A 23,744-nucleotide genomic window follows, 5' to 3' on the forward strand; every position below is an offset into this window, starting at 1 on the left:
ACCCCGGACCGGTGTGGGACGGCCGCTATGCAGACTCTCCGATCGCGGCTCTCAGGCGGCGCACATCGATCAGGATCCAGGTCCAGCGGTCCGTCGCTTCGGGGGTACGGAGTTTCGGGGTGGTCCAGCTGAGGGTCTGCTTCGCGAAGCGGAAGGTGTGCTCAGATCGAAGCGGCGGAGAAATGCCTGCCAGAACCGTCCACGATCTGCGCGGGTGTGGCCGGGGACGTGGATTCCGCGGCAGTCGACGGGATCCTCTGGGGGTGCTCTCGCGGCCGCAGTGCAGCCAGGGGGCGGAGCTGGGGACGGCTCGGGGTTCGGGTGTTGCATGCCCGAAGGGCTATCTAGCTGTAATGACCCGTGAAGTTGGGGACGCGGCTGGCGGGTGGTTGGGCCCTTGAGCGCGGTGTGTCCGCGGTGGTGATTGTGGGTGTGGAGCCCAGGCGGGGTAGGTAGCGCGTCGCTCGGCTTCGCTCCGGTAGAGCTTGGCGTAGGCCCACTTGTCCAGAAGGGTTCGGTTGAACCGTTCAACCTTCCCGTTGGTCTGAGGCCGGTAGGGGTGGGCGCGCTTGTGTGAGATCCCTTGCCCTGTAAGGGCGTTGTGCCACAGGTGGCTCTTGAGGCAGGCGCCGTTGTCGGTCAGGACCCGCTCAACGGTGATCCCGGCCGGGGTGAAGTAGGCGTGGGCGCGTTGCCAGAATGCGACGGCGGTCTCCTTCTTCTCGTCGGTGAGGATCTCGCTGTAGGCGAGGCGGGAGTGGTCGTCGACGGCGTTGTGGAGGTAGCTGTGGCCGGCACCGGAGCGGGTTTTGCGGCCCGCTTGGCGCCCGAGGGTTCTGTGTCCGCCACCGTCGGGGATGTTGGGTGGGGCGGCCGCCTGCCTGGCCTCGGCGGCAGCTGATCGACGGCATACGATTCCGGGTCCGGACCGGTGTGCCGTGGCGGGACGTGCCCATCGAGTACGGGCCGTGGGGACGGATCTACGACCTGTTCCGCCGATGGCAGCGGGACGGCACCCAGCACCGGATCCTCACCCGGCTCCAGTCCCTGGTGGTCAGCACGCTGCGCCTTCGAGGGCGTGAGGAAGTTGGTGTGCCCGACGATGGTCACCGGTTCGTTCTGGGAAGTTCGCAAACGGCAGGGCGGCGACGGCGGTGTCTTCGTCGTCGAGCCAGGCCCTCCCCGGCGTACCTCCGGAATCGATCCGCCAGGAGGGCGAGGCTACGAGGTGTACCCGGTGGTGGACGCGGGCGGCGGCACGTGGCTCATGGCGCACGAGACCGCCCTGCGCCGTATGGAGCAGGCAGGCGCGCAGCTGATCACTTGGCCCCAGCTCCTGTGCGAGCTCCAGCGTGACTGGTCCCGCAAGGACACCGCTGCCCAGTTCATGAAGCTCTTCATCGAGACCGGCGGCACCAACGGGGCTGCAGTTCGCCGGCGAACGCGACCAGGCCTGAGCGGCCGGCACCGGCCGGACGCCGGGCGCGCGAAGACGGGGCCCCGGCACCGGGTTTACGGCATCGTGGTGTGATGATCATGCGCATGGCGGAGTCGTTGACCGCCAGTGCACGCACAGTAAGGTGAGTGCATGGCCACGAACGCGCTCACACCTGCGGAGAAGGGCGCCGCCGTTCCTGGGGATCTCGTCCGGCATCTGGGAATCATCCTCCGGGGGTTCCAGACCCGTTTCGAGACAGCGATGGACGGGATGCCGGCGGGCGTGCGCGGGTATCACATTCTGTCGACCATTGTGTACTCGAATCCGCCCAACCAGCAGGCGATCGGTACTCACCTGGGGATCGACCGCACAGTCCTGACCTACCTGATCGATACCCTCGTCGACGCCGGACTGGTCGAGTGTGTCCCCGACCCGGTGGACCGCCGTGCCCGCAAGATCGTGGCCACCGACCTGGGTGCCGAGGTACTGGCCAAGTACGGGGAGCGTGTGGCCGCTGCGGAGGCCGATCTGCTGTCGGCCCTGTCCCCGCAGGAGGCCGCGGCGCTGACGGCGCTGACGGGGCGTCTGTCCATGCACATCCACCGCGCGCACCCGGGGGACAATCCCTGCGAGGCGATGGATCACCTCTGACGCCACCCTCGGGGGCGGGAGCGCGGGTATTACGGAGCGGGTCGCCGGCATGGCGGCCCGCTCCAGTGCTTCACAGCGGGGTTGTTCCGAGCGGTTGTCCGCCGATCACATGCTGACGGCGGCGAGTGCGAGTTCGGCCGCCGAGGCAACGAGGAGAATGCCGGCGCCGGGCGTTCCCTTGAGGTCCTTGACCCGCAGGTGGGCAATCACGGCGCCCAGGAAGTACAGGACCACACCCACGGCCGCCGCGACGCCGAGCGGACGGTAGCCGATCCCGATGAGCAGCCCGCCCGCCCCGGCGAACTCCAGAACGGCCAGTACGGGCACCATACCGGGCGAGACCCCCACGGCAGTCATGCCCGGCATGAGCTTCGGGTCCTTGATGAGCTTGCCCGGCCCGAGACGACCAGCATCAACGACAGTAGAACGGCGAGAGCGATATAGGCGGCAGACAGCAGTCGGCGGGCGTAGTCGGTCTCGCCGACGCTGGTGGGGCCGAACACCGCCCCGATCAGGGCTCGGGTGCCGGTCTCCACGAGGGTCATCAGCTCCACCATGGGGTAGCCGCCGCGGCTTTGCGGCCCGAACCGGTCCACGTTCCTGTCGCTTTCGGGGACCTTGATGGAGCTGCAGCCGTCGAAGGAGACCGTGCGGAACGGCCCGAACCGCACGCCGCGCGTCGTCGGCTGGGCCAGCGGCCCAGCCAGGATGTCGAACAAACGCCGCATCGGGATGGCACCGACCCGGCGGCGCAGGTCGCGCAGGGCCTTCGCGGTCGGAGCCGCGATCTCCAGCCCCGCCCCTGTCAGCGCTGCGGTCAGCTTCTGCCATACCAGCCGATAGCCGACCTCCGGGAACAGGCACATCGCGAGCACGAAGTAGACACCCACACGCGAGGGCAGATCCCGCAGTCGGCGTTGCACAGTCAACGTCTCTTCCAGGACAGCGTCAACAAGATCGAACGGCACCACCTGGGTCAGTTCGCCCAGGTGGCCGGGGACGAACCGACCCCCGGCCACCGCGAACTCGCGGGACACGGTCGTTAGACCAGGCGGCAGGACACAATGACGTGCAGGCAACGGAGCTCCGTAACAGCAGAAAGTCTTGGCGGACTACCTGCTCCAACGGGGCTCCGTTGCCCGCGTTCCCTCCAACGCCAAAATCGCCGCCAACCCCCTTGCCACCAGCACGAATACGTTAACTACCCGGCCTTGGGTGAAGGCCCTACCGCCAGGCGTCGCTCTCACGCGTCCTCGGCTGCGCCTCCTGGCAGAGCTTCGGCAGGCCCTCACTTCGCAGGAAACGTGGGCCATGTCCCCAGACACATCCATCTGCACATCCGCGGCCGGATGGTCAGCGCAGTGATAGGTCTCAGAGCCACTCGTCGAACATGTACGTCACTGCCTGCCGCGTCAGTTCTTCCTCGATCAGGCGTTGTCGAGGTCCACTCGGCGTAGGCTGCGATGGTGCTTTCGGTGCAGAAACCCACCAGATGGGGCTGCCGCCGGGGAGCGAGGCTAAACCTCCGAATCGCATGTCTCCAGCAAACCAAATCAGTGCTCGGCCATCTGTCATACCGATCCATACGGCGTGAGGTATGACTGAGTGGAACTCACGAGCCACACCCCCGTCGGGATCGAGTAGAAGCAGTCGTTTGGCCTGGTCTCCAGCGATGGCTTCTACGCGGCAAGGCCATGCTTGCCAGGGGCTTGTCAATACAGCCGGAATCTTTTCTTCCAGTTCGACTATTGCAGCTCTCTCCGTGCTCGCGGCGAAGACGTTCCAAATTATCACCGAGATCACGCCGATTACGCCTATGAAGAATGGAGTAGGTGAGTCCCTGAAGCTGGCGACGATGAAACACGTGATGAAAAAGGAAGTGGGATATGCAAAGCCAATGGAAACGTTGGCCAAGGCAGCCTTTGCTGCCTGGAGTGCTTGCTCTGTCTCCGGTCGTATAGTTGCTGTCAGTTCAGCAGCGGGCTGTGACGTGACCTGGTACCCGAACTCTTCCGCCAGCACAGCGCCCCCCGTGGCATTTCATGACCTGGGGAGCCATTGAACCGCCAAAGCCCCCGTTTCCGGCAGAGGTTGAACAGGCCAGATACGCGGCCTCGCCCGGGGGATGTTCGGGCGGCGTCCGAGTAGCTCCGCAGCCATGAAGCGCGAACGGGGACGGTTTCAACCGTACGGGCCGGCTCCGACAATCGGGTCAAGCTCGGTCTCCCCTTGTCGCAATCTTGGCGGCCCGCCGCCGCTGGGCAATTCTGCTTCCCACGTCCACGTAGGCCAGCCCGTCATCATCCCGTTCGATCCGCCCACCTGCTTCGCACCAGCCGCATTTGACCCAGGTCGGACCGAGGGGTTCCAGAACAGCCACCGCTTCGAAGGGGAGGATGTAAGCGCCGTTCACGTCCGCGCTGGACCACCACTGTGCGGAGTTCATCGGCTCGCCGGGGATGCCTCGCAGGAGCATCTCCAGTTCGTCACCGGCCCGGTAGACCCGAGGGCGGGTGTACGGGTTACTGGCCGCTACGTCCGCTACGACCCGCACACGGGCCCGCATCATCCAAGAGCTCATGGTCTCCCTTTCATCGGGTGGTGGATGTACTACCCCTGCCGTGACGGCAGAGTGCACGGGTACGCAATTTCGTGGTTGGTGTGACAGATGTGGTGTCTACTCCCGGAGCACCCGGGGCGGGCGCCGCTCGTTAGTGATGAGTAGAGCGGCAGTAGAACCACCGGTAGATGGCGGTAGCTGTCGTGGTAGACCCACAGGTAGGCGGGGCGGTAGACCGTCACGCGGCCTGCTGCTCGCCCTCGGCCGGGGCGGCAGGTCGGTATTGCGCAGGAGAGACGCGCTGGTGAACCGCTGCCAGTTCCCGGGAGCGGTTGGCCAGTGTGCGTGGAGGTGCGGTGGGAGTCGGGCCGGGCCCTGTTCGCCCGGCCGTACGGGCGGTGGTGAGCGGCCGGAAAGGTCCGGCGAATCACAGGGGGACGGGACCGGACCTTCCCGGCCACACCATGCTGGCCGCGCCCCTCGAAGCCCTCGAGGGACCGACGGGGTACGTTCCGCCGGGCCGACCGGCCCTACTTGCCGGGGTGTAGGGGAGCCGACCGGCCTCACCGGGCCGGCGGCGCACGGCCGGAACCGTCCTGCGGCTGCCGTAGGCTGACCGTCCGTGGACCGGTCCCAGACCTGCGGTGATCCGGTGAGCGATTCCCGGTATACGGCACACGGATCCTGAGAGCGGCGCCCGATGACAGAGACAGCCCCCAGGGCTTTGCCCGAATCCCTCTGTGCCGGCCCGGCGGTCTGGCCGCAGCCCAGCCGGCCGGACAGGATGCGCAGTCTGCTGGATGCCGTGATGAGCCTGGGGCGGGGCCTGGAACTGCCCGAGGTGCTCCGCGGGATCGTGAAGGCCGCGGTGACCCTGACGGACGCGGAGTACGGGGCACTTGGCATCGTCGGGGACGGGCAGAAACTGCTGGAGTTCCTGCCGGTCGGCATATCGGAGCAGCTCGCCGCTGCGATCGGCCAGACACCGTGCGGACACGGCATCCTCGGTGAGCTGATCCGGCACCCGGAACCGCTGCGGCTCACCGATCTCAGCGACCATCCGCGCAGCTTCGGATTTCCGCCCCACCATCCCCCGATGCGTACCTTTCTCGGCGTGCCGGTGCGAGTGCGGGACGAGGTGTTCGGCAACCTCTATCTCACCGAGAAGCGGGGCGGGGTGAGTTTCGACGCCGACGACGAGGCGGTGCTGACCACCCTGTCGATCGCGGCCGGGGTCGCCATCGACAACGCCCGCATGTACGACGAGAGCCGTCGCCGGGAGCGGCGACTGGAGGCGCTGGGCGAGATCACCCGCACCCTGCTCTCGGGAACGGACGCCGACGAGGTGCTGCATCTGATTGCCGAGCGGGCGATGGAAGTGGCCGGGGCTGATCGGGCCGCGATCCTGCTGCCGGTACCCCCCACGCCCCGCTCCTGGGCTTCGGAGGCCGCCGAAGCGCAGGCACGTCTGACCGTTGCCGTCGCCCACGGCAGGGACTCCGAGCGCGTCATGGGCCTGTCCCTACCCGCGCGGGGTTCACTGGCCGGACTCGCCGCCCGTACCGGGACCCCCGTGCACTGCGCCGATGTGCGTACCGATCCCCGGGCCCACCCGTTCGGCGACGGTGCCGAGGACGGCTTGGGCCCGGTGGTGACGGTGCCTCTGCGGGTCGACGCGGAGACCAGGGGCGCCCTGCGCCTGGGGCGGCCGGCGGACCGCCCGCCGTTCGACGACACCGAGGTCGCGCTCGTCTCGGGCTTCGCCGACCAGGCGGCCATCGCTCTGGAACTGGCCCGCAGGCGGGCCGAGTCCGAGGAACTCGCCGTCATGCACGACCGGGACCGGATCGCCCGCGATCTGCACGATCTGGCGATCCAGCGTCTCTTCGCGACCGGGATGACCCTGCAGAGCACCACGCGTGCCATCGCGGACCGGCCGGACGCGGCCGAGCGGGTCAGCCGGGCGGTGGACGATCTGGACACCACGATCCGGATCATCCGGTCCACCATCTTCGATCTGCGGACGGCGGATGGTCCGGGCTGCGGCGGGCTGCGGCACCGTATGACGGAGACCGCTCGCACGGCGGCCCACGCCCTCGGTTTCCGGCCCTCTCTGCAGATCGACGGGCCGGTGGACACCACGGTCCCGGACGAGGTGGCCGAACATGTGGTGGCGGTCGCCGCCGAGGCGGTGTCCAACGCCTCCCGCCATGCCCGTGCCACGCGTATCGGCATCGTGCTGTCGGCCGACGACGCGGTGACTCTGACCGTCACCGACAACGGCATCGGGATCCGGGACGGTGTCACGACCACGGCCGGGACAGGGACCGCAGCCGAGCGCCCCGGAGGGCTGACCAATATGCGTACGCGGGCGGAACTGTGCGGCGGCACCCTGGCCGTCGAACGGCCGGCGGACGGTGGCACCCGGATCATCTGGCGAGCACCGCTCCACGACTGATGCCAGAGACCGGCGTCCGAGTACCCGTCAGCCCCTTGGGGCCTGGGGTCACCCCTGGCGGTCCTTGACCCGGCCGACGAGCATCGCGGCCTGGATCCGGCGGCCCACGCCCAGTTTGGCGAGGATCGAGGAGATGCGGTTCTTGACGGTCTTCTCGGCGAGGAATAGGCGTTCCGCTATCTCGCGGTTGGTGAGTCCCTCGCCGATGAGATCGAGGATCTGCCGTTCCCTGGGCGTGAGTCCGTCCAGTTCCGACCCCTTCGACGCCTCGGCAGGGGGCCGCTCACCGCTCCGCAGTCGCTCCATCACGCGGGCGGTCGTCCGCGGATCGAGCATCGAGGTGCCCGACGCGACCCTGCGTACGGCGGTGAGCAGATCGGCTCCGTTGATCTGCTTGAGCACGTACCCTGCGGCTCCCGCCATGATGGCGTCGAACAGTGCCTCGTCGTCATCGAACGATGTCAGCATCAGGCAGGCAAGTTCGGGCATCAGCGCGCGTAGTTCCCGGCACACCTCGATGCCGGCGTGATCACCGCCCCGGTCGTCGCCGAGGCGTACGTCCAGCACTGCGACCTGCGGCCTGCTGGCCGGTACCCGGGCCAGCGCTTCCCGGGCGTTGGACGCCTCGCCGACGACCTCGATGTCGTCCTCGGCCTCCAGCAGATCGCGCACGCCGCGCCGGACGACCTCGTGGTCGTCGAGGATGAAGACGCGTACGGGGGCTGCGGACCGGGGCGATTCCGTGCTCGTCAGGGTCGTGTTCGGTGGGGTATTCGCGAACTCATTCACCACATGCTCGATCGGTTCAGGGAGAGGGGCGCAAACAGTATGTGCCCACCCGCGGAGCTATTTCTGCCGGGGTGCGGCAGCATGGAAATCGGTGCCTGAACAGGGCCGAAAGGCCCTGTGGCCAGGGGCCGGTCAGCGGGTGGGGCGCGGTGCCATACTGACGCCGCCAAGATCGTCCGGGCGTCCCGGACGTTTTCCTTCCCGGCCACCCCACTGTGCTGCAACGAGGAGCAACCGGCCCATGAACACCCCGAGCGAGGACTACCATGCACTGCTCGCACGGCATGACGCGATGCGGCTTCGGCGACGCATCCTGGCCCCGTCCGGCAGCCGTGTCGGGGAGTGGGGCGCAAAGGCCCCGCAGACGTACGACGGAACGGCCGACCAACTGCTGATCGGCGACTCGCTGCCCCTGGTGAACCCGCTGGAGGAGCTGATCGCCGAGCTGTACCGAATCCTGTTCGAACGGCACCCGTATCTGCGGTCGTTGTTCCCCGCGTCGATGGCCTTCCAGCAGGCCCATCTCGCCAAGATCTTCCGCTATCTGATCGGCAATCTGCACCGCACGGGCGAAATGATCGGCGTCTTCAGGCAGTTGGGGCGCGATCACCGCAAGCTCGGTGTGCGTCCCGCGCACTTCGAGGCCTTCGAGGCGGCGCTGATCGAGGCGCTGCGCGTGCGCGCCGGCGTCCGGTGGACCCACGCGCTGGAGCAGGCCTGGCTGCGGATGCTGCGGCTGGCCGTTTCGGCGATGGTCAGGGGCGCGGACGAGGCGATCGCCGAACCACCCAGCTGGGAGGCGACGGTGACCTCGCACGAACTGCGCACCCCCGATCTCGCGGTACTGCGGGTACGGCCCCACCAGCCGTACGCCTTCGAGGCCGGGCAGTACGCGTCCCTGGAGTCGCCGCTGCTGGAGCAGGCCTGGCGTCCGTACTACCTGGCCCGTGCTCCGCATCCGGACGGTGAACTGGAGTTCCACGTACGGGCCCGGGGTGCCGACGGGGTGAGCGATGCTCTGGTGCTCGGTACGCGGGAGGGGAGCGCCGTCCGGCTCAGTGCCCCGCGCGGCGCACTGGCCCTGCCGGATCACCTTCCGGCCGCCGACCTCCTGCTGATCGCCTCCGGTACGGGCTGGGCCCCGATGAAGGCTCTGCTCCAGCGGGTCGACGACGAACGCTCCCGCGCACACCGGGTACGACTGCTGCTGCTGAGTCCCGCAGGGGAGACGGCGACGGCCGGGGAGATGTACGACGCTGCGTATCTGGGAGCGTTCCGGCGCAAGCGCCCCTGGTTGAGCGTCATAGCGGCAGACGCGGCGAGCACCCGCTTCGCGGGTGCCGGACTGAGGGCCCTGAACGGAATACTGCCCCCACAGCCCGGGGCCGCCGCCGGTCAGCACGCTTTCCTGGCCCTGACCCCCGAGGCCACCACGACCGAGCCGGCGCAGGCCGTCGCCGCTCGGCTGGCCGCCGCCGGAGTACCGGCCGAGCAGATCCGTCATGACGCCACCGGCGTGGTCGCGGTCACAGAAATGTCTGCCAGTACGACCAGAACCGGATTGCTATCAGCATGACGATGGCCAGACACCAGGTCACCGGCACCACGAGGGGGAACTCCAGCACCGCCGCGACCAGAGCGCGCGGCGCGGGCAGGACGCCGTGGCGCAGATTGTGCACCGTGGTGTGCCAGAACATGAAGACGGTGGCCACCCACACGAGCACGCACCACAGACAGAGCGCGCCGATCTCGAACAACGCCTGGGTCATCAGCCACATACAGAAGCCGGCACCGAAAAGCATGCCCAGGTTCAGTCCCCACCAGTACCAGCGCCGGTAGCGCGCACCCGCGAGCAGGCCCACGCCGGTCCCCAGCACCGTCCCGAAGGCGACCAGCCCGATGAGCGGGTTGGGAAAGCCGAACGTCGACGCCTGATCGCTGCGCATCACACTGGTGCAGGACACCACGGGGCTCAGCGAGCAGGCGGGCACGAAGCCGGGGTCGGCGAGCAGGGCGAACTTGTCGATCGTGATGACGAACGAGGCGAGCAATCCGAGCGCGGCGGTGACGACCAGCAGCCACCCGAACCCCCGCCTCGCCCCGGCACACTCCCGTGCGTCGCCCGTCGCGGACACACCGGCGCATTCCCGCTCGCCGGCCTCGGGGCCGTCCGCCACCCTCCCCGTACCGCGCTCCGAAAGTTTCATGCCCGCCCCCGCACGGAACCGTCCGGCCAGACGACCTCCACCCGGATTCCTCGTGCACGCGCGAAGGCGACCAGATGCGCGGTGGCGTCCCGGCCGTCTGACGGCGATCCGTCCCACACGGCGAGCACGGTCCGGCAGGTCGCCACCAGCTGTTCATCGGCGCCGACACACGCGTTGCGGTCCTCCGGATCGAAAGGCAGCAGCCGTACGTGCTCGGCCAGCACCAGCAATTCGCCCGCGGCCGAACGGTCCCGCTCGGGCAGCACGGTGGGGACCGCGCCCTGGGCCGGCAACAGCACCGTCAGCTTCCGCCCGGCCTCCCTGGCGGCCCGCCCGAACACCAACGGCAGCCCCGCCCCGGCCCGTACCAGGGCGGCGGCACCTGTTGCCAAGCGGTCCAGCCGCGCTCTCAGGTCGGCTTCCACCAACTCCAGGGTTCTGTTGCCGAGGTCCCTGTGTCCGACGACTGCGATCACGATGTTTCCCTTCTCGCGCACCCGCGGCGTGCGATGCATCGCAGTGAACCCATCGGAGGCCACGCACCACTAGGGCCGATCGGCCCTGGTGGGGTGCGGTCACCGTCGAGGCAGAACTCCCGCGCGCCGGACCGGCAGGAAGTCGGCATCGTCTTCGTACCGGCCGTCGACGCGGAGAGTGCCGCGAAGCCGGACCGGGTACGGAGGCACCACTCGGCCGACGTCCGGATCGCATCCGGACGGCGCACTGCTGACGTTCCATCGGCCGCACTGCCTCCCGCCGTCGTCCGCGCCGCCTGCCGTCCCCGGCAGTGCCAAGATGCCTGCCGGGCCGTCGTGAGGGCACCGCGGACCGATCTGCGTTGTCAGTGGCCCTCGTTAGGCTCCCCTCATATCGCAGTCCAGGGGCTCCGTGGCCCTTGGTTCGGGCTGCGCTGACATCTGATGGACAGGCAGAAGGGCACAGCTGATGGCGTGGCTGGCAGCGGGTGAGGGGTACGAGATCACCCTTGAGGACGGGCGTGTGGTCGCACGGCGCGTCGGGGGGCGGCAGTTGAAAACGCTGCCGAAGGCGTTGCGCGACAGCCCCGGGGTCGACCGGCTGAGACAGCTGGCCGAGTGGCTGGACCGGCACGCGGCCTCGTGCGTGGCGCAGGTGGATGCCTGGATGGTGTCGTCGCTTCCGGTCCCGACCGAACTGATCGCGCGGGTGTGGCCGGACGAGGCGTGGCAGGCGGCGCTGCGCGACATGGCCGTCGTGGGCGACGATCCGGACGAGGTCGGCTTCCTGCGGGACGTCACCGGCGACGGGGAGCTCAAGGTGGTCGACCTCGACGGTGAGACCGTGCGGCTGTCGCCGCGCACGGTGACGCTTCCCCACCCCGTGCTCCTGCCGGACCTGGACGACGTACGGGACTTCGCGGCCGACCTCGGCATCACTCAGAAGGTGGAGCAGATCCACCGGGCGACCTGGACCAGGCCGGACGGGCCGGATGCCGGGCGTCCGGAGACGGCAACGGAGATACGGGACTACGCGGGCGGGAAGTTCGCCTCGCGGTTCGGTCTTGCGGCGCGCGCCACAGGCCTCGGCTACCGGGTGTCCGGTGGCTACGCCACGTCCAAGGTGCGCGATGGGGGCCGCACCGCGGAGGCGTCGGTGTGGATCGGCGAGCCGTACTGGGACGGGGAGTCGGAGACCGGCGGGCTGAGCTGGCACGACGAGGACGGCCGTGCCGTGCGGCTGACCGAGGTCGGGCCGGTGGCCTGGTCCGAAGGGATGCGCATGGCCGCTGCGCTGTACGCCGGCCGCACGATCGAAGAGGGTGGGAACGCGTGACCGGGACTGTTGGGAACGACAACAAGGAGCTGCTCGCGGCAGGCGCCGTCCTCCCCGCCGACACGCAGGGTGCGGGCCCTTCAGCGGTCGAGCTGACCGCGCGGGCCTATCGCCACGCGGTGCTCGGCGAGGATCGGGTCGTCGTGCGGCTGGCCACGGCCGAACTGGGACCCGCCGAGGACCTCGCCGCCGGCTTCCTCGGACTTGAGCCGCAAAGTGAGCCGGCCGTGGTCGGTCTTGGCCGGCGCCAGGAACTCGGCTTTCCCGAGTGGGTGCTGGTTCACCACCCCGAGGACGGGCACCACGCCCTGGCGGTCGTGCCGGAGCTGGACCGGCTGGCCCGGCAGGCCAAGACCAAGCCCAAGGCCGCCCTGGACGCCTGCCACGAGCTGGCCGGGCGGCTCGCCTCGGCCGTCCCGCACTTCCTGCCCGTCTTCTACGAACAGGCCGCGCGGGTCTTCCTCGGCGTCGAGAACAGCACGTACGCCGGCCAGCTGTTCGGCCGTGCCCGCACGAGCGAGGCGCAGCACGGGCTGACGGTCGACGAGGAGCGGCTCGACGCCGTGTTCCTGGAGTTCGCCCTGGCCGGCGCGCTGCCGGTGAAGGTCCTGACCGGTTACGGCAAGGACCTGTCGGCCCGGCTCGCCCCGGTCGAGGCCTACGAGCGGTTCCGGCGGCTGTGCGTGCGCCGGACCGCCGGCGGTCTCGCGCCGTCCGCCCAGGCCGCGGTGGAGCTGAAGCGGCTCGCCCGCGCGGCGGCCCTGTCCGGCAATGAGGCGGAGCAGGACTACCTTGCCGAGCTCCTTCCGCTGCCGGCCACCTTGCGGGCCGCCGCCGGTTGGTGGAAGTCGCACCGCGGCGCGCTTGTCGCGCTGGCCCGGCGCGTTCCGTCCGTGCGGGGCACGCTGCTGTCGATGACCCCGCCCGGCGACAACGGGGAGATGACCGAGCTGTGGCTGGGGATCCTGGCGGAGTCGGGGGCCGACGCCGGTCTCGCGGACGCCAACCTGCCACAGGAGGAGCAGTGCTCCGACGGCGCGGCGGGCTGGCTGGAGCGCTTCCACGGTGCCCGGCATCGCGGCTGGGGACCGCGCCCGACGCCGCCCGCCCTGCTGGAGCTGGTCGAGGGGGCGGCCGGCCGGCTGCGTACCGATCTGGCGGCGCGGCCCGAGGGCGAGCGGTTCCTGCGGATCGGTGTCGAGGACGTGAACCTGCTGGACCTCCTGCTCTCGCTGGAGATCGCGGTCGCCGACCCCGAGGAGAAGTCCGCCTACCAGCGTGGCAATGCCCTGAACCTGTCGGACTGGGCGCGCGGCGAGGAGCCGCGGGACATGGTCGCGCTGGCGGCCGACCCGCGCTTCCGGCCCGCCTTCGGGCGAGGGGCGAACAGCTACAACAGCGCGTCCTCCGGTGCGGACGTGATGCGGCGGCTGGCCGCCTCGCCCGGTGGCCGCCCGATGCTCACCGAGTGGATGCGCGAGGTGGCCGCCTCGTCGGTGGCGGCCGGGCTGCCCGGACTGCCGAAGGCGATCGAGCGGCTTTCGTGGCTGCCCTCCGAGGCCCTCGCACTCGCACCGCAGGAGGTCGCGACCGCGGCCGGTGCCGATCTCGGCGAGGCCGTGGCGCGCACGCTTCGGGGTGGTCTGTGGGAGGAGCTGCGCTGGCCGGCGTGGGAGGAGGCGCTGATGGAGCTGGCGCCCGGGCTCCACACGACCGAGGGCCTGACGGTCGTCGAGGCCTGGCCGTACCTGATCGTGGCCAACGCTACGCAGGTGCGCGTCATCGATGCCGACTCCACCGTTCTCGTGCACGATCTGCGGGTGCCCACCACGTCCGTGTGGCGGACGGGCTTCCACTACGTGGACGGTGCGCTGCTGGTGTTCTGGAGCACGTACGGTCGCGGCGAGCCGCAGGGCTACTGGCACACCGCGCCCGACACCGTGTTCGCTCTCGCCGGCGCCGACTCCTGGGCGATGCGTTCGGATCACCTCAGCCTGCAGTTGTCCGGCGGCGGCCGAACCACCGGCGGCGGGGTCCTCCACATCGGCGACACGAAGCTGCCCGCGGAACGCGCCCTGCTCTCCGACGGCACGTCGTACTGGGTGTGGCAGGACAGCGACGGTGCGGACAAGGGCGGCTGGCTCGAGTACGACCCCGTGGGCGGCGCGTACGGCCGACGCTCACAGCCCGGCTTCCTCGCCGACGCGCTGCTGCGGCACGCTCCCGGGGCCGAGCTGGCGGCCGACTCGTGCCGGCTGCGGCCCGCCCCGGCGGTGGCGGGTTCAGCCCAGGGGACGTCGGCGGAGGGGCTCCTCGGCTGGCGTGTCGTGCGGCTGCGCGACGGCGGCCACCACGGCGAGGACACCACCGGACGGTTCGTCACCCTTCCGAAGGGTGCCGGCAGGCCGGTCGCTGCGCTCACGTTCCCCGGTGACGACCGGCCGCGGGCACTGACCCAGGAGTGGCGCGAGCTGTCGCTCAGCGACCCGGAGGGCATGGTCACGACGACGGCCCAGTGCGACCACCGCAACGAGCTGTACGGAACCGCGGCTCAGGCCCTGCCGCCGCTGCCGTACCTGTACATGCTGCGCGCGCGTGATCCGCAGGGGTCGGCGGCGCTGCGGCGCGCCGACGCGGGTTCGGCCGGCGTCCTGCTGAAGGCGGCCGTGCTCGCGGAGCGGGTGGCGGACCTGCCCGAACTGGTGAGCGCCGCGCTGCCACAGGTCTCGGCACCCGAGCTGATCGCCGGCGTGGTGAAGGTGCTGCGCTTCGCGGTGCGGCAGCAGAAGGCACTGGACGCCGTGGCCGCACGGCTCGACGCCGCCGAGCCCACGGAGGTCCGGGACCAGGGACCGAGCGACCACGTGCTCGCCAGGGCGCTGCACGGCATCGTCGACACCGGCTACTACCGCTACGGCGCGGACACCGACGTGACCCACCGATACCTGGAGACCCTTGGGTCCGTGCGCGCGGACACCACAGCCACGGCGCTGCCGGGCCGACTGCACTTCGATCTGCCCTCCCTGCCCTACTCGGGGCTGCCATTCGTCTCGCTCCTGGACGAGCCCGCCGCGATCGCCTACCGGGCCGTCGCGCCCGGCAGCGACCCGGCACACCGGGCAGCCCTGCTCGAAGTCCTCGGCCGGGTGGACGCGCTGGGGCTGGCCTCGACGGCGGCCTCGGCCGGTCACTGGCGCCGGGTCCTGATCCGCCTGGCGACACCCCACCTGCACATGCCGGACGGCCAGCGGCACAACGTCGCGCACCGCAGTGTGCTGCCCCTGGGCGGCGGTGCTGTGCTCGGCATCACCGAACACAACTCCGCCGTCGACGACGGGTGGGTGTTCGGCGCACTGCTCCACGACCCGAGCGGCCGTTTCGAGGTGCCCGGCCCCTACACCGTGAGCGGTGACGCCCCGGTGGGCGACCGGGTGCGCGGCGCCGACTGGCTGACCGGCTTCCTCGGGGAGGCGCGGTCCCGTGAGGAGGTGCCCTTCCTGCCGGGCGCCGCCGACGAGTTCAGCCGCCTCACCGGCGTGTCCCGGGCGCTGGCCCGGATAGTTCTCGCAGGCATGCCCGACGTGGACAGCTGGGAGAACAACTTCCTGCCGACCGAGCTGCGCAAGGCGCTCGATCTGAAGGTGGCCGAGGCGGGACATGCTCGCGACGAACTGCGCGCGCTCCCGGTCGAGGTACGCCGAGCGGTACTCGCGGCGCTCCTGCCCGACGACCCGGCACTGCTGTGGAGCGAGGGCCCGGACGTGGCGTCGGCGGCTGCCGTGTGGAACGAGAAGGTGGGACGGCGCCGACAGGTGCCCGACTGGCTGGCGGCGGAGGCTGCACGCGCCGTGCGCAGCGGCTGGCCTGTGCACCGGGCACTCCCGGCGCTGCTGGAACCGGCGTCGTCGCCGGAGCTCGGCGTCGACGTGCCGTGGCACATCGAGGGCGATCACCCGGCGACGGCGTCCCCGGCCGACGCTCCGTTCACCTCGGCGGTGCTGGCCGGCTCGATGAGCCTGACGGCCTGGCTGGCCCACCGGCTGCCCGCCGGCGATCCGGTGCGGGCGGCGCTGCCGAGTGCGCTGACCGCCGTACGGCAGCGTCTCGCGGCACCCGAACTGCTGCTCTCCGCTGGGCACTACACGAGCCTCGCGGACTTCCGGAAGGTGGCAGGCGCCCCGACGGAGACGGCGCCGGACCACGAGCGGTACGGCGTGGTGCTCATGGCCACGCAGGACGGCCAGCCCCAGCCGGCCATACGGCCCGCCCTGCTGGACTCCACCGGCTCCGACCCGTACCTGGTGGCACTGCGCGGCCCCGATCAGCAGCACACCGGTGTCGAGACGGCCCTGGGGCGGGCGTACGACCCGGCGTTCGCACGGCTGCTGGCCGACCCGGGCGCGCCCGCTGCCGGCACGGCGGACGACGAGGGCCTGTGGTGGCCGCAGGATCCGTCTCGTTCGGCGCCCGAGCGGGTGGCCGAGGTCGCCGAGGCGCGCGGTCTGACCGCCGACGCGGCGACGCTGTACCTGATGCTGCTGGCCATGCCCGACCCGACGGACCGCAACACCGCGCGATGGACGGGGTGGAAGCCGGCCCGTCTCAAGACGGCGCGGGCCGAACTGGCCGAGACCGATCTGGTGGTGTCGGCCGTACGGGTCCGGGCGGGACGCTCTCTGTTCTTGCCGGGCGCCTGGGCGGAGCAGGCGGCGCCCGTTCTGCCCGTCGAGCAGTGGAAGCTGCCGATGTATGGGGTGGCCACGGGCGGCCGGCCCGTGCTGGGCGCCCTGGTGCCGATCGAACCGGCCGCGGAGCTGTTCGCCAGGGCCTGGCAGCGGATCCTCGACGGCGACCTCCCGCGCTTCGAGGAGCTGAAGGCGCGGCGTACGAGGCGCCGCCGCTGAGGCGCCGTCACTGTGACGCCGCCGAGCGGCACCTGAGCCGCCGCTGACCAGCCGCCCGTCGTCAGCGCGGCGCGGCGCGCCCACCCCCGGGTGCGCCGCGCCGGTTCCCCGAACCGTACGCAACACCTGTCGAGCCATGACAAGGAAACCCGCATGACCGTCACCGAAGAGACCGCACCCGTCCGGCAGGGCCAGCCGGCCGAGGAGCGCCACGCCGCCGAACTCGCTTTCCTCGCCGCCCAGGACCCCGGCCCGCGCCCGCCCGGCTGGGCGCTCACCCCTCGCGCGGTGGTCACGTTCGTCTGCGGCAGCGACAGCGTGGAGCTGGCCGTGCCCCGACGTCGCGCCGGTCTGCCGCCGAAGCTGATGATCGCCCCGAAGTTCGTCGGCGAGCGCGCGCTGGTCGAACGCTGTGTGGTCACCCTCGCCGGAGAGCGGGGGCTGCTGCTCACCGGCGAGCCCGGTACGGCCAAGTCAATGCTGTCGGAGCTGCTCGCGGCCGCTGTCAGCGGGACCAGCGCCCTGACGGTGCAGGGCACGGCGGGCACCACCGAGGACGCGTTCCGCTACGGATGGAACTACGCCCTGCTGCTCGCCCAGGGCCCCACCCCGCAGGCCCTGGTGGACTCCCCGGTCCTCGCCGCCATGCGAGCCGGACGGGTGGTGCGGGTCGAAGAGATCACCCGCTGTCTGCCCGAGGTCCAGGACGCCCTCGTCTCCATCCTTTCGGACCGGCGGATCAGCGTACCCGAGCTGACCACCACCGAGGACGCGGTCGTCCGCGCGGCCCCCGGCTTCACCGTCATCGCCACCGCCAACCTGCGCGACCGGGGCGTCTCCGAGATGTCGGCCGCGCTGAAGCGCCGCTTCAACTTCGAGACCGTCGACCCGATCGCCGACGCCGACGCCGAGGCGGTCCTCATCCGCCGCCAGGCTGTCGCCGCCGTGCAGCGGGCGGGCGCGGCCTTCGCCGTCGATGACGCCGTTCTCGACGCCCTGGTCACCGCTTTCCGGGACCTGCGCACCGGCCGCTCCACCGAGGGATGGGACGTGGAGCGGCCGGGCACGGTCATGTCCACCGCCGAGGCCGTCCAGGTGGCGGCGTCGCTCGGGGTCGCGGCCGCCTATCTGCCCGGCGGGGACGTGCTCGACCTGCTGCCGGGACATCTGCTCGGAGTGGTCCGCAAGGACGACCCCGCCGACCACGCACGGCTGCTGGGCTACTGGGACGGCCCGGTGCGCCGCCGCGCGGAGAACGGCTCGGCGATGTGGCGCCGACTCTGGGACCTGCGCGGGAGCCTGCGTTGACGGCCGCCGACCCTCGCACGGCCGTGGACGCACTGGCCGCATCGCGCAGGCCGTACCTGCTGGGAGTGCGCCACCACAGTCCGGCGCTGGCCGCGGTGGTACCCGCCCTGCTGGAAGATGCGCGGGCCGAGGTGGTCTGCGTCGAGCTGCCGACCGACTTCCAGCCCTGGCTGGAACACCTGGCACACCCCGAAACCGTGGCCCCGGTCGCCCTGGCCGGGGCGGGCGAGGGGGGACGGCTTTCGTTCTACCCCTTCGCCGACTTCTCACCGGAGCTCGCCGCGGTCCGCTGGGCCACAAGCCGCGGGGTGGAGGTTGTGTGCTGTGACCTCCCCCTCGGCGACCCCGGCTGGTCGGTTGGGGCGCTCGGACCGGTGCGCGCCCCGGACGGGAGCGAGGCCGTACGTCCGGAGGCCAATACGCCGTCGGGTGCGCTCGACGCCGGTCCGGACCCTGCCCCCAAAGACGGGACGGCGCGGGTGCGGCGCTCGTACGCCGAGGCGCTCGCCGCCGCCGGGACCGGCCGGGACGGTGACGACCTGTGGGACCGCGCGGTGGAGGTGCTGGCTCCGGGGTGCGCCCCGGACGCGGTGCGCCGAGCCGCACTGGGCGTGGGCTGGGCTCTGCGCGCCGACGCCTCAGTACCCGCCGCCGACCTGGCGCGAGAGGAGTGGATGCGGCAGGTAATCGCCTCTGCCGCGGCGGACGGGCGCCGGGTGGCAGCCGTGGTCGGCGCCTTCCACGCACCCGCGCTTCTCGCGTCCACGGAGGCGGATCCCGGAGCGGAGGCCCGGACCGGGACGACGGGAGTCTCCGGCGCTACGGGGCGGGCGGCCGTCCCGTCCGAGGCCGGGCCGCGCGGTGCGGGGCCCGGCACGTGGCGGTCCGGTTCGGACGCGGCAGAGGTTCGGGCGGCCGGCAGCGCCGGGGAAGACGGCACCGCAGCGACCGATGGCTCGGCGGTGACCTCCCTCGTGCCCTACTCCTTCGACCTGCTCGACTCCCGGTCCGGCTACCCGGCCGGAATCCGCGACCCGTTGTGGCAGCAGGCGGTGCTAACCGCCGCCGGCGATCCGGAACGGATCCGGGTGGCGGTGGCGGACGCGGTGACCGGCCTGTGTCGGGAGATGCGCCGCGGCGGTCACACCGCGGGGACCGGCGAGGCCGCCGAGACGCTGCGTCTGGCCTGCGACCTGGCCGCCCTGCGCGGACTGCCCGCTCCCGGGCGCGGCGAAGTCCTGGAAGCCGTCACCACTGTCCTCGGTCAGGGTGAACCCTTCGGCCGGGGCCGGGCCCTGGCCCGCGCGCTGGAGGCCGTGTTCGTCGGCACCGCGCGCGGCCGGATCAGCCCGCGCGCGCCCCGGTCCGGTCTCGGCCCCTCGGTCGAGGCCGAGCTCGCGGAACTGCGGCTGCCCAGACCGGACGCCCCCGACCGCCGAGACCTGCGCCTCGACCCGCTCCGTTCTCCGTTGGACGGCCGTCGCGAAGTGCTGCTCCAGCGGCTGCTGGTGATCGGCGCCTCGTACGGCGAACCTCTGGACGTGGCGAGCACGGGCGACGGCACCGCGCTCGGCACCAAGTGGCGTCTGGCATGGACGCCGTCCGTGCCCGCGCGCCTCGACCTCGCCGGCGCGCGCGGGGTGACCGCGGCCCAGGCCGCCGCCGGTACACTCTCCGCGACCGCGCGCCACGAGGCCGCCGAAGGCGGACCCACCCCGGCCCAGATCCTCACCGGGCTGACCGCCGCCGCGCGCTGCGGCCTGCCCGAACTGGTCGACGCGCGCCTGTACGAGGCCTCCGCCGTGCTGCCCGACAGCGCCGACCTGCCCGAGCTCCTCCAGGCCCTGGACCTGTTGGAGGGACTGCAGCGAGGCCACTACCCCGCCACGACGCAGGACACCCGCACGACGGCCGGCGCGCTCACGGAGGAACTCATCGAAGCCGCGGTCCGGTCCCTGCCCGGCCTCGCCGGGAGCGACAGCGGCGCCGACGCCGGGGCGCTGGTGGCGTTCGCGGACCGGACAGCCGCCCGTCACCTGGGCCTGCGACTGGAGCGGGCGCTCGCCGAGCTGGCGGCCGAGGGCTCCCCACTCATCCAGGGCGCGGCCCTGGCGGTACGTGTGCTGCTCGACCTGGACGACGTGGCCGGGCTGGGCGAGCGAACGGCCGGCTGGATCGACGGGGCCACGGCTCCGGACACGCGCCGGGCGCTGGCGAAGCGTCTTGCCGGGCTGCTCACCGCAGCCGGTCCCCTGCTCCAAGCGTCACCGGACGCGCTCGCCGTGCTCATGGACCGGGTTGATGCGCTGGCCGACCAGGACTTCCTCGACCGGCTCCCGGCGCTGCGCGGTGGCTTCGACACGCTGGCCCCCGCCGCGCGCGACCGGCTGCTCACCACCGTGACGGAGCGGCTCGGCGACCGGCTCGACCTGTCACTCGACGCCCCGCCCGAGCTGCTCGCCCTGTGGGCGGCGGCCGACCTGGCTGGATCGGCAGCGCTGAAGGCCCTGGGCCTGCCGGGTGCGGAGGCCGACGCGGAAACGAACCCGAGCCCGGACTCGGCCGACAATCCCCGCCCCGCACCCCCGCCCGCAGCGCACAGCGCCGCCGCGGACGACGCGGACCGACGGCTCGGCCGTGCCGACCGCTGGCGGCTGCTGCTCGGTCGCCACAAGGAACGCCTCACCGGCGACGCGCGCCGCTACGCCCACGCTCTGGACGAGCTCTACGGCCGCGGGCGCGGCGAAGGCGCCCAGGACCTGGACGGCGGCGCACCAGGTCGAGGCGGTGGTCAGGACCCGTCCTTCCCCACCGCGCGGGAGTGGGCGCAGGAGCTGGAGGCCCTCTTCGGCACCGACGTACGCGAGGAGGTCCTCGCGGAGGCCGCCGACGCGGGTCGCACCGACGTGCTCGCGCAGCTCGATCCGGCGTCGGTGCGCCCGTCGGTGGAGCTGCTCGGTTCGGTGCTGTCCCTGGCCGGAGGAATGCCCGAGGCCCAACTCGCCCGGCTGCGGCCGCTGGTGAAGCGGCTCGTCGACGAGCTGTCCCGGGAGCTGGCCACCCGACTGCGCCCGGCGCTCACCGGTCTGGCCACCCCTCGCCCGACCCGACGGCCCGGCGGGCGCCTCGACCTCGCCCGTACCCTGAGGGCCAATCTCGCCCACACCCGGCGGACGGAGGACGGCCGGCTCGTCGTCGTACCGGAGCGCCCGCTGTTCAGCACGCGGGCGAGCAAGGAGGCGGACTGGCGCCTGGTCCTCGTCGTCGATGTCTCCGGCTCCATGGAGGCGTCGGTGATCTGGTCGGCGCTGACGGCCGCGGTTCTTGGCGGGGTTCCGACTCTGTCCACGCACTTCCTGGCCTTCTCCACGCAGGTGATCGACCTGACCGACCGGGTCGAGGATCCGCTGTCGCTGCTGCTGGAGGTCCGGGTCGGCGGCGGTACGCACATCGCGGCCGGGCTCGCGCACGCGCGTTCGCTGATCACCGTGCCGAGCCGCACGCTCGTCGTCGTGGTCAGCGACTTCGAGGAGGGCGCCCCGCTCGGCGGGCTGCTGGGCGAGGTGCGTGCCCTGGCGGCCTCCGGCTCCCACCTGCTGGGTTGCGCGGCGCTCGACGACACCGGCAGACCGCGCTACTCGGTGTCCGTGGCGCGCCAACTCGTCGCGGCAGGTATGCCGGTGGCCGCCCTCAGCCCGCTCGAACTCGCCCGCTGGGTGGGCGACCGCCTCCGTGGAGAACCCCGTTGAGCACAGAACTCCTGCCTCCCGTCGCCCCCGACGTCCTCGCCGACGCCGTGGAGCAGCTCAGCGCCCGGCTGCGCAAGAAACTCGACGCAGCGATCTCGGGCTGCGCCGACCGGGCCTCCGCCACGGCCGAGGGAGCGATCGAGGTCCACTTCGGCGAGGACGCCACGGTCACGCTGCGTCCAGGCCCGTCCGGCACGGTCACCAACGCGGAACAGGCCGTGTGCACCTGCCTGTTGGCCCCGCGCTGCCTGCACCGGGCCGCGGCCCTGGGCGTGGCGCCCATCGCCGACGGCGAGGACGACGTGGGCGGGGAGGACGACTCAGGTACGGGTGAGGCCGCAGGCCCGGGCACAACTTCCGACACAGGTGCGGGTCCCGAGGAGCCCGCACCCAACACCCCCGCCATCGACGTTGCGGCCACGGTGGTCAAGCCGGCGGCCCTCACCGCGGCGCAGGTCCAGGCCGCCACGGCGCTGTGGGAGGCCGCCGCCGAAGCCCTGTCCGCCGGTGTCACGGCGGGCGGCGCCGTGGTGCAGGCCGAGCTGCTCCGCGCCGCCCACACCGCGCGGCTGGCCGGGCTGCCGCGGGCCGAAGCGGCCGCGCTGCGAGTTGTACGGAGCCTGAGGGCCGCGCGGGAGCGGAGCCAGGGACAGAGTCTCGCCGACCTCACCGGAGCCTTCCGTGAGCTGCTGGCCGGCACCGCCCTCCTCGTCTCCGGGTCGGCCGACACGGAGGCGGCCGGCTCCGCGCGCCGGGTCTACGTACAGGGCGGCAGCCTGCGGGTGTACGGCCTGTGCCGGGAGCCGGTGCTGTCCGCGACGGGGTACGGCGGAGTGACCACGCACCTGGTCGGTTCGGACGGCGCCGGTTACACGGTGTCCGACGTGCGCCCCGGTGGCCTCGCCCGCGTGAAGGGCGCGGGGTCCGCGTCCGTGGCGCTCGGCGGTGCCGTCCTCGACCACGCCGGGCTGGCACGCGGAGGTCTGCGGATCGTCGGCGCGACCGTCTCCGCGGACGGGCGGCTCGGGGCAGGACGGGGGGTCAGCGCTACGCCACTGCGCGGGGTGGACTGGTCGGAGGAACCTGCCGCCGCCCTCTTCGCCCGACCGGTGCAGGAGGCGATGGCCGCCGTGCTCACCGACGGCCCGCCCGGGACGGGCGGACCCGGCAGTACAACGCCGAGTCTGCTGGGCTGCGACGTCGAGGTGATCGGTGCGGCCGGCGACTCTGTCGTCGTCCGCGTCGCCGGTGAGGGACCGCTGCTGCGGCTTTGCCCCGCACACCCCCACCCGGAGCTGCCGCACGCCGCCAACCTGCGCCGGATCGCCGGTCACCCGGGGCTCGCCCTGCGCGTGCTCGGCCGTCCCGACCTGGACCGGGCGGCGACGCTCCTGCCGCTGGCGGTGGGGCCGGTGCCGGGGGCATCCGCCACGCTGCGGCTGCCGGACACGTGGAAGGGCCGTGCCGACCTGGGCTACGACCGGCTCCAGGGCGAGCACTTCCCCCGCGCAGCGGCGGAACCCGCGGCCTGCAGGCCGGTCACCGCAGGCCTCGACCCGCTGGCGGAGGCACCGCTGTGGCGTGTCCGGCGCCTGCTGGAGACGGGCGTCGCGGGCGGTCGCCGTGCCGTGGCGGAGGCGGGCCGCGGGACGGACGCGGCCTCGCTCTCCGCCCGCCTGACCCGGGCGGAACTCGGCGTAGCGGCCCATCTCGCACAGGCCCTGACAACGGAGGCGGGCGGCCGCCCCCGCGACACCTTCGGCCGCCTGACCGACCCCTCGGCCGACGCCTACGCGAGGGCCTGGCTCGCCTCGGCCGTGCACCTGGCGGCTGCGGAACGCTCGCTGGTGGCCGCGTCCTGGTCGTGA

Annotated in this window: 16 protein-coding genes and 3 pseudogenes; 10 read left to right on the forward strand and 9 right to left on the reverse strand. The window is 71.9% G+C overall.

Annotation, left to right across the window (positions count from 1 at the left end):
• Positions 1-67 precede the first annotated feature (67 nt).
• Both ACIRJP_RS03180 and ACIRJP_RS03185 read right to left on the reverse strand, forming a co-directional pair.
• A pseudogene (locus ACIRJP_RS03180) lies at positions 68-210 on the reverse strand (transposase); the annotation flags it as partial.
• 134 nt (positions 211-344) lie between these two features.
• A pseudogene (locus tag ACIRJP_RS03185) lies at positions 345-859 on the reverse strand (integrase core domain-containing protein); the annotation flags it as partial.
• Positions 860-864: 5 nt separating this feature from the next.
• Between ACIRJP_RS03185 and ACIRJP_RS03190 the strand changes: the two are divergent.
• From ACIRJP_RS03190 to ACIRJP_RS03200, 3 genes and pseudogenes are all read left to right on the forward strand, one after another.
• Positions 865-969 (forward strand): annotated as a pseudogene (locus tag ACIRJP_RS03190) (transposase); the annotation flags it as partial.
• Between the two features lie 109 nt (positions 970-1,078).
• Positions 1,079-1,531, forward strand: a complete 453-nt coding sequence (locus tag ACIRJP_RS03195; protein WP_404167670.1) for a hypothetical protein — start codon at positions 1,079-1,081, stop codon at positions 1,529-1,531.
• 57 nt (positions 1,532-1,588) lie between these two features.
• Positions 1,589-2,089, forward strand: coding sequence for a MarR family winged helix-turn-helix transcriptional regulator (locus ACIRJP_RS03200; RefSeq protein ID WP_404167559.1), 501 nt, complete (start codon positions 1,589-1,591; stop codon positions 2,087-2,089).
• Between the two features lie 105 nt (positions 2,090-2,194).
• Here ACIRJP_RS03200 and ACIRJP_RS03205 read toward each other — a convergent pair whose 3' ends face one another.
• From ACIRJP_RS03205 to ACIRJP_RS03220, 4 genes are all read right to left on the reverse strand, one after another.
• Positions 2,195-2,455: a DoxX family protein gene (locus tag ACIRJP_RS03205; protein WP_404167561.1), complete on the reverse strand. Its 261-nt coding sequence runs from the start codon at positions 2,453-2,455 to the stop codon at positions 2,195-2,197.
• Positions 2,443-3,126 carry a transposase domain-containing protein gene (locus ACIRJP_RS03210; protein WP_404167563.1) on the reverse strand — a complete coding sequence of 228 codons (684 nt, stop codon included), beginning with the start codon at positions 3,124-3,126 and terminating at the stop codon, positions 2,443-2,445. The genes ACIRJP_RS03205 and ACIRJP_RS03210 overlap by 13 nt, the downstream gene beginning before the upstream one ends.
• Before the next feature lie 334 nt (positions 3,127-3,460).
• Complete coding sequence (locus ACIRJP_RS03215) at positions 3,461-4,111, reverse strand: hypothetical protein (protein WP_404167565.1); 651 nt, start codon at positions 4,109-4,111, stop codon at positions 3,461-3,463.
• A 190-nt stretch (positions 4,112-4,301) separates the two neighbouring features.
• A complete protein-coding gene (locus ACIRJP_RS03220; protein ID WP_404167567.1) occupies positions 4,302-4,670 on the reverse strand; it encodes a hypothetical protein in 369 nt (122 codons plus the stop codon).
• 763 nt (positions 4,671-5,433) lie between these two features.
• Here ACIRJP_RS03220 and ACIRJP_RS03225 point away from each other — a divergent pair.
• Positions 5,434-7,107, forward strand: coding sequence for a GAF domain-containing protein (locus ACIRJP_RS03225; RefSeq protein ID WP_404167569.1), 1,674 nt, complete (start codon positions 5,434-5,436; stop codon positions 7,105-7,107).
• Positions 7,108-7,155: 48 nt separating this feature from the next.
• On the opposite strand, the gene ACIRJP_RS03230 is transcribed toward ACIRJP_RS03225, so the two are convergent.
• Positions 7,156-7,860, reverse strand: coding sequence for a response regulator (locus tag ACIRJP_RS03230; RefSeq protein WP_404167665.1), 705 nt, complete (start codon positions 7,858-7,860; stop codon positions 7,156-7,158).
• Positions 7,861-8,137: 277 nt separating this feature from the next.
• On the opposite strand from ACIRJP_RS03230, the gene ACIRJP_RS03235 reads away from it, so the two are divergent.
• Positions 8,138-9,472 carry a globin domain-containing protein gene (locus ACIRJP_RS03235; RefSeq protein ID WP_404167571.1) on the forward strand — a complete coding sequence of 445 codons (1,335 nt, stop codon included), beginning with the start codon at positions 8,138-8,140 and terminating at the stop codon, positions 9,470-9,472.
• On the opposite strand, the gene ACIRJP_RS03240 is transcribed toward ACIRJP_RS03235, so the two are convergent.
• Both ACIRJP_RS03240 and ACIRJP_RS03245 read right to left on the reverse strand, forming a co-directional pair.
• Complete coding sequence (locus tag ACIRJP_RS03240; protein WP_404167573.1) at positions 9,423-10,103, reverse strand: vitamin K epoxide reductase family protein; 681 nt, start codon at positions 10,101-10,103, stop codon at positions 9,423-9,425. The two genes, ACIRJP_RS03235 and ACIRJP_RS03240, sit on opposite strands and share 50 nt — an antisense overlap.
• Positions 10,100-10,579, reverse strand: a complete 480-nt coding sequence (locus tag ACIRJP_RS03245) for a hypothetical protein (protein WP_404167575.1) — start codon at positions 10,577-10,579, stop codon at positions 10,100-10,102. Before ACIRJP_RS03245 ends, ACIRJP_RS03240 begins: the two co-directional genes overlap by 4 nt.
• 469 nt (positions 10,580-11,048) lie before the next feature.
• Between ACIRJP_RS03245 and ACIRJP_RS03250 the strand changes: the two genes are divergently transcribed.
• From ACIRJP_RS03250 to ACIRJP_RS03270, 5 genes are all read left to right on the forward strand, one after another.
• A complete protein-coding gene (locus ACIRJP_RS03250) occupies positions 11,049-11,915 on the forward strand; it encodes a DUF4132 domain-containing protein (protein WP_404167577.1) in 867 nt (288 codons plus the stop codon).
• Positions 11,912-16,819: a DNA-binding protein gene (locus ACIRJP_RS03255; RefSeq protein ID WP_404167579.1), complete on the forward strand. Its 4,908-nt coding sequence runs from the start codon at positions 11,912-11,914 to the stop codon at positions 16,817-16,819. The genes ACIRJP_RS03250 and ACIRJP_RS03255 overlap by 4 nt, the downstream gene beginning before the upstream one ends.
• Positions 16,820-16,972: 153 nt before the next feature.
• The gene (locus ACIRJP_RS03260; RefSeq protein WP_404167581.1) at positions 16,973-18,127 is read left to right on the forward strand and encodes an AAA family ATPase; all 1,155 of its coding nucleotides are present in this window, start codon (positions 16,973-16,975) and stop codon (positions 18,125-18,127) included.
• Entirely contained in the window at positions 18,124-21,876 is a 3,753-nt protein-coding gene (locus ACIRJP_RS03265) for a DUF5682 family protein (RefSeq protein WP_404167583.1), read from the forward strand. Before ACIRJP_RS03260 ends, ACIRJP_RS03265 begins: the two co-directional genes overlap by 4 nt.
• A complete protein-coding gene (locus tag ACIRJP_RS03270) occupies positions 21,873-23,744 on the forward strand; it encodes a hypothetical protein (RefSeq protein WP_404167585.1) in 1,872 nt (623 codons plus the stop codon). The genes ACIRJP_RS03265 and ACIRJP_RS03270 overlap by 4 nt, the downstream gene beginning before the upstream one ends.

It is taken from the genome of Streptomyces sp. NPDC102437 (genome assembly GCF_044765565.1).
Taxonomy (GTDB): Bacteria; Actinomycetota; Actinomycetes; order Streptomycetales; family Streptomycetaceae; genus Streptomyces.

What these genes read in the sequence shown, in the direction of transcription:
- ACIRJP_RS03260 (WP_404167581.1), top strand. Translation starts at nt 16,973, where the DNA reads ATGACCGTCACCGAAGAGACCGCACCCGTCCGGCAGGGCCAGCCGGCC.
- ACIRJP_RS03225 (WP_404167569.1), top strand. Translation starts at nt 5,434, where the DNA reads ATGCGCAGTCTGCTGGATGCCGTGATGAGCCTGGGGCGGGGCCTGGAA.
- ACIRJP_RS03235 (WP_404167571.1), top strand. Translation starts at nt 8,138, where the DNA reads ATGAACACCCCGAGCGAGGACTACCATGCACTGCTCGCACGGCATGAC.
- ACIRJP_RS03240 (WP_404167573.1), bottom strand. Translation starts at nt 10,103, where the DNA reads ATGAAACTTTCGGAGCGCGGTACGGGGAGGGTGGCGGACGGCCCCGAG.
- ACIRJP_RS03205 (WP_404167561.1), bottom strand. Translation starts at nt 2,455, where the DNA reads ATGCCGGGCATGACTGCCGTGGGGGTCTCGCCCGGTATGGTGCCCGTA.
- ACIRJP_RS03250 (WP_404167577.1), top strand. Translation starts at nt 11,049, where the DNA reads ATGGCGTGGCTGGCAGCGGGTGAGGGGTACGAGATCACCCTTGAGGAC.
- ACIRJP_RS03220 (WP_404167567.1), bottom strand. Translation starts at nt 4,670, where the DNA reads ATGAGCTCTTGGATGATGCGGGCCCGTGTGCGGGTCGTAGCGGACGTA.
- ACIRJP_RS03200 (WP_404167559.1), top strand. Translation starts at nt 1,589, where the DNA reads ATGGCCACGAACGCGCTCACACCTGCGGAGAAGGGCGCCGCCGTTCCT.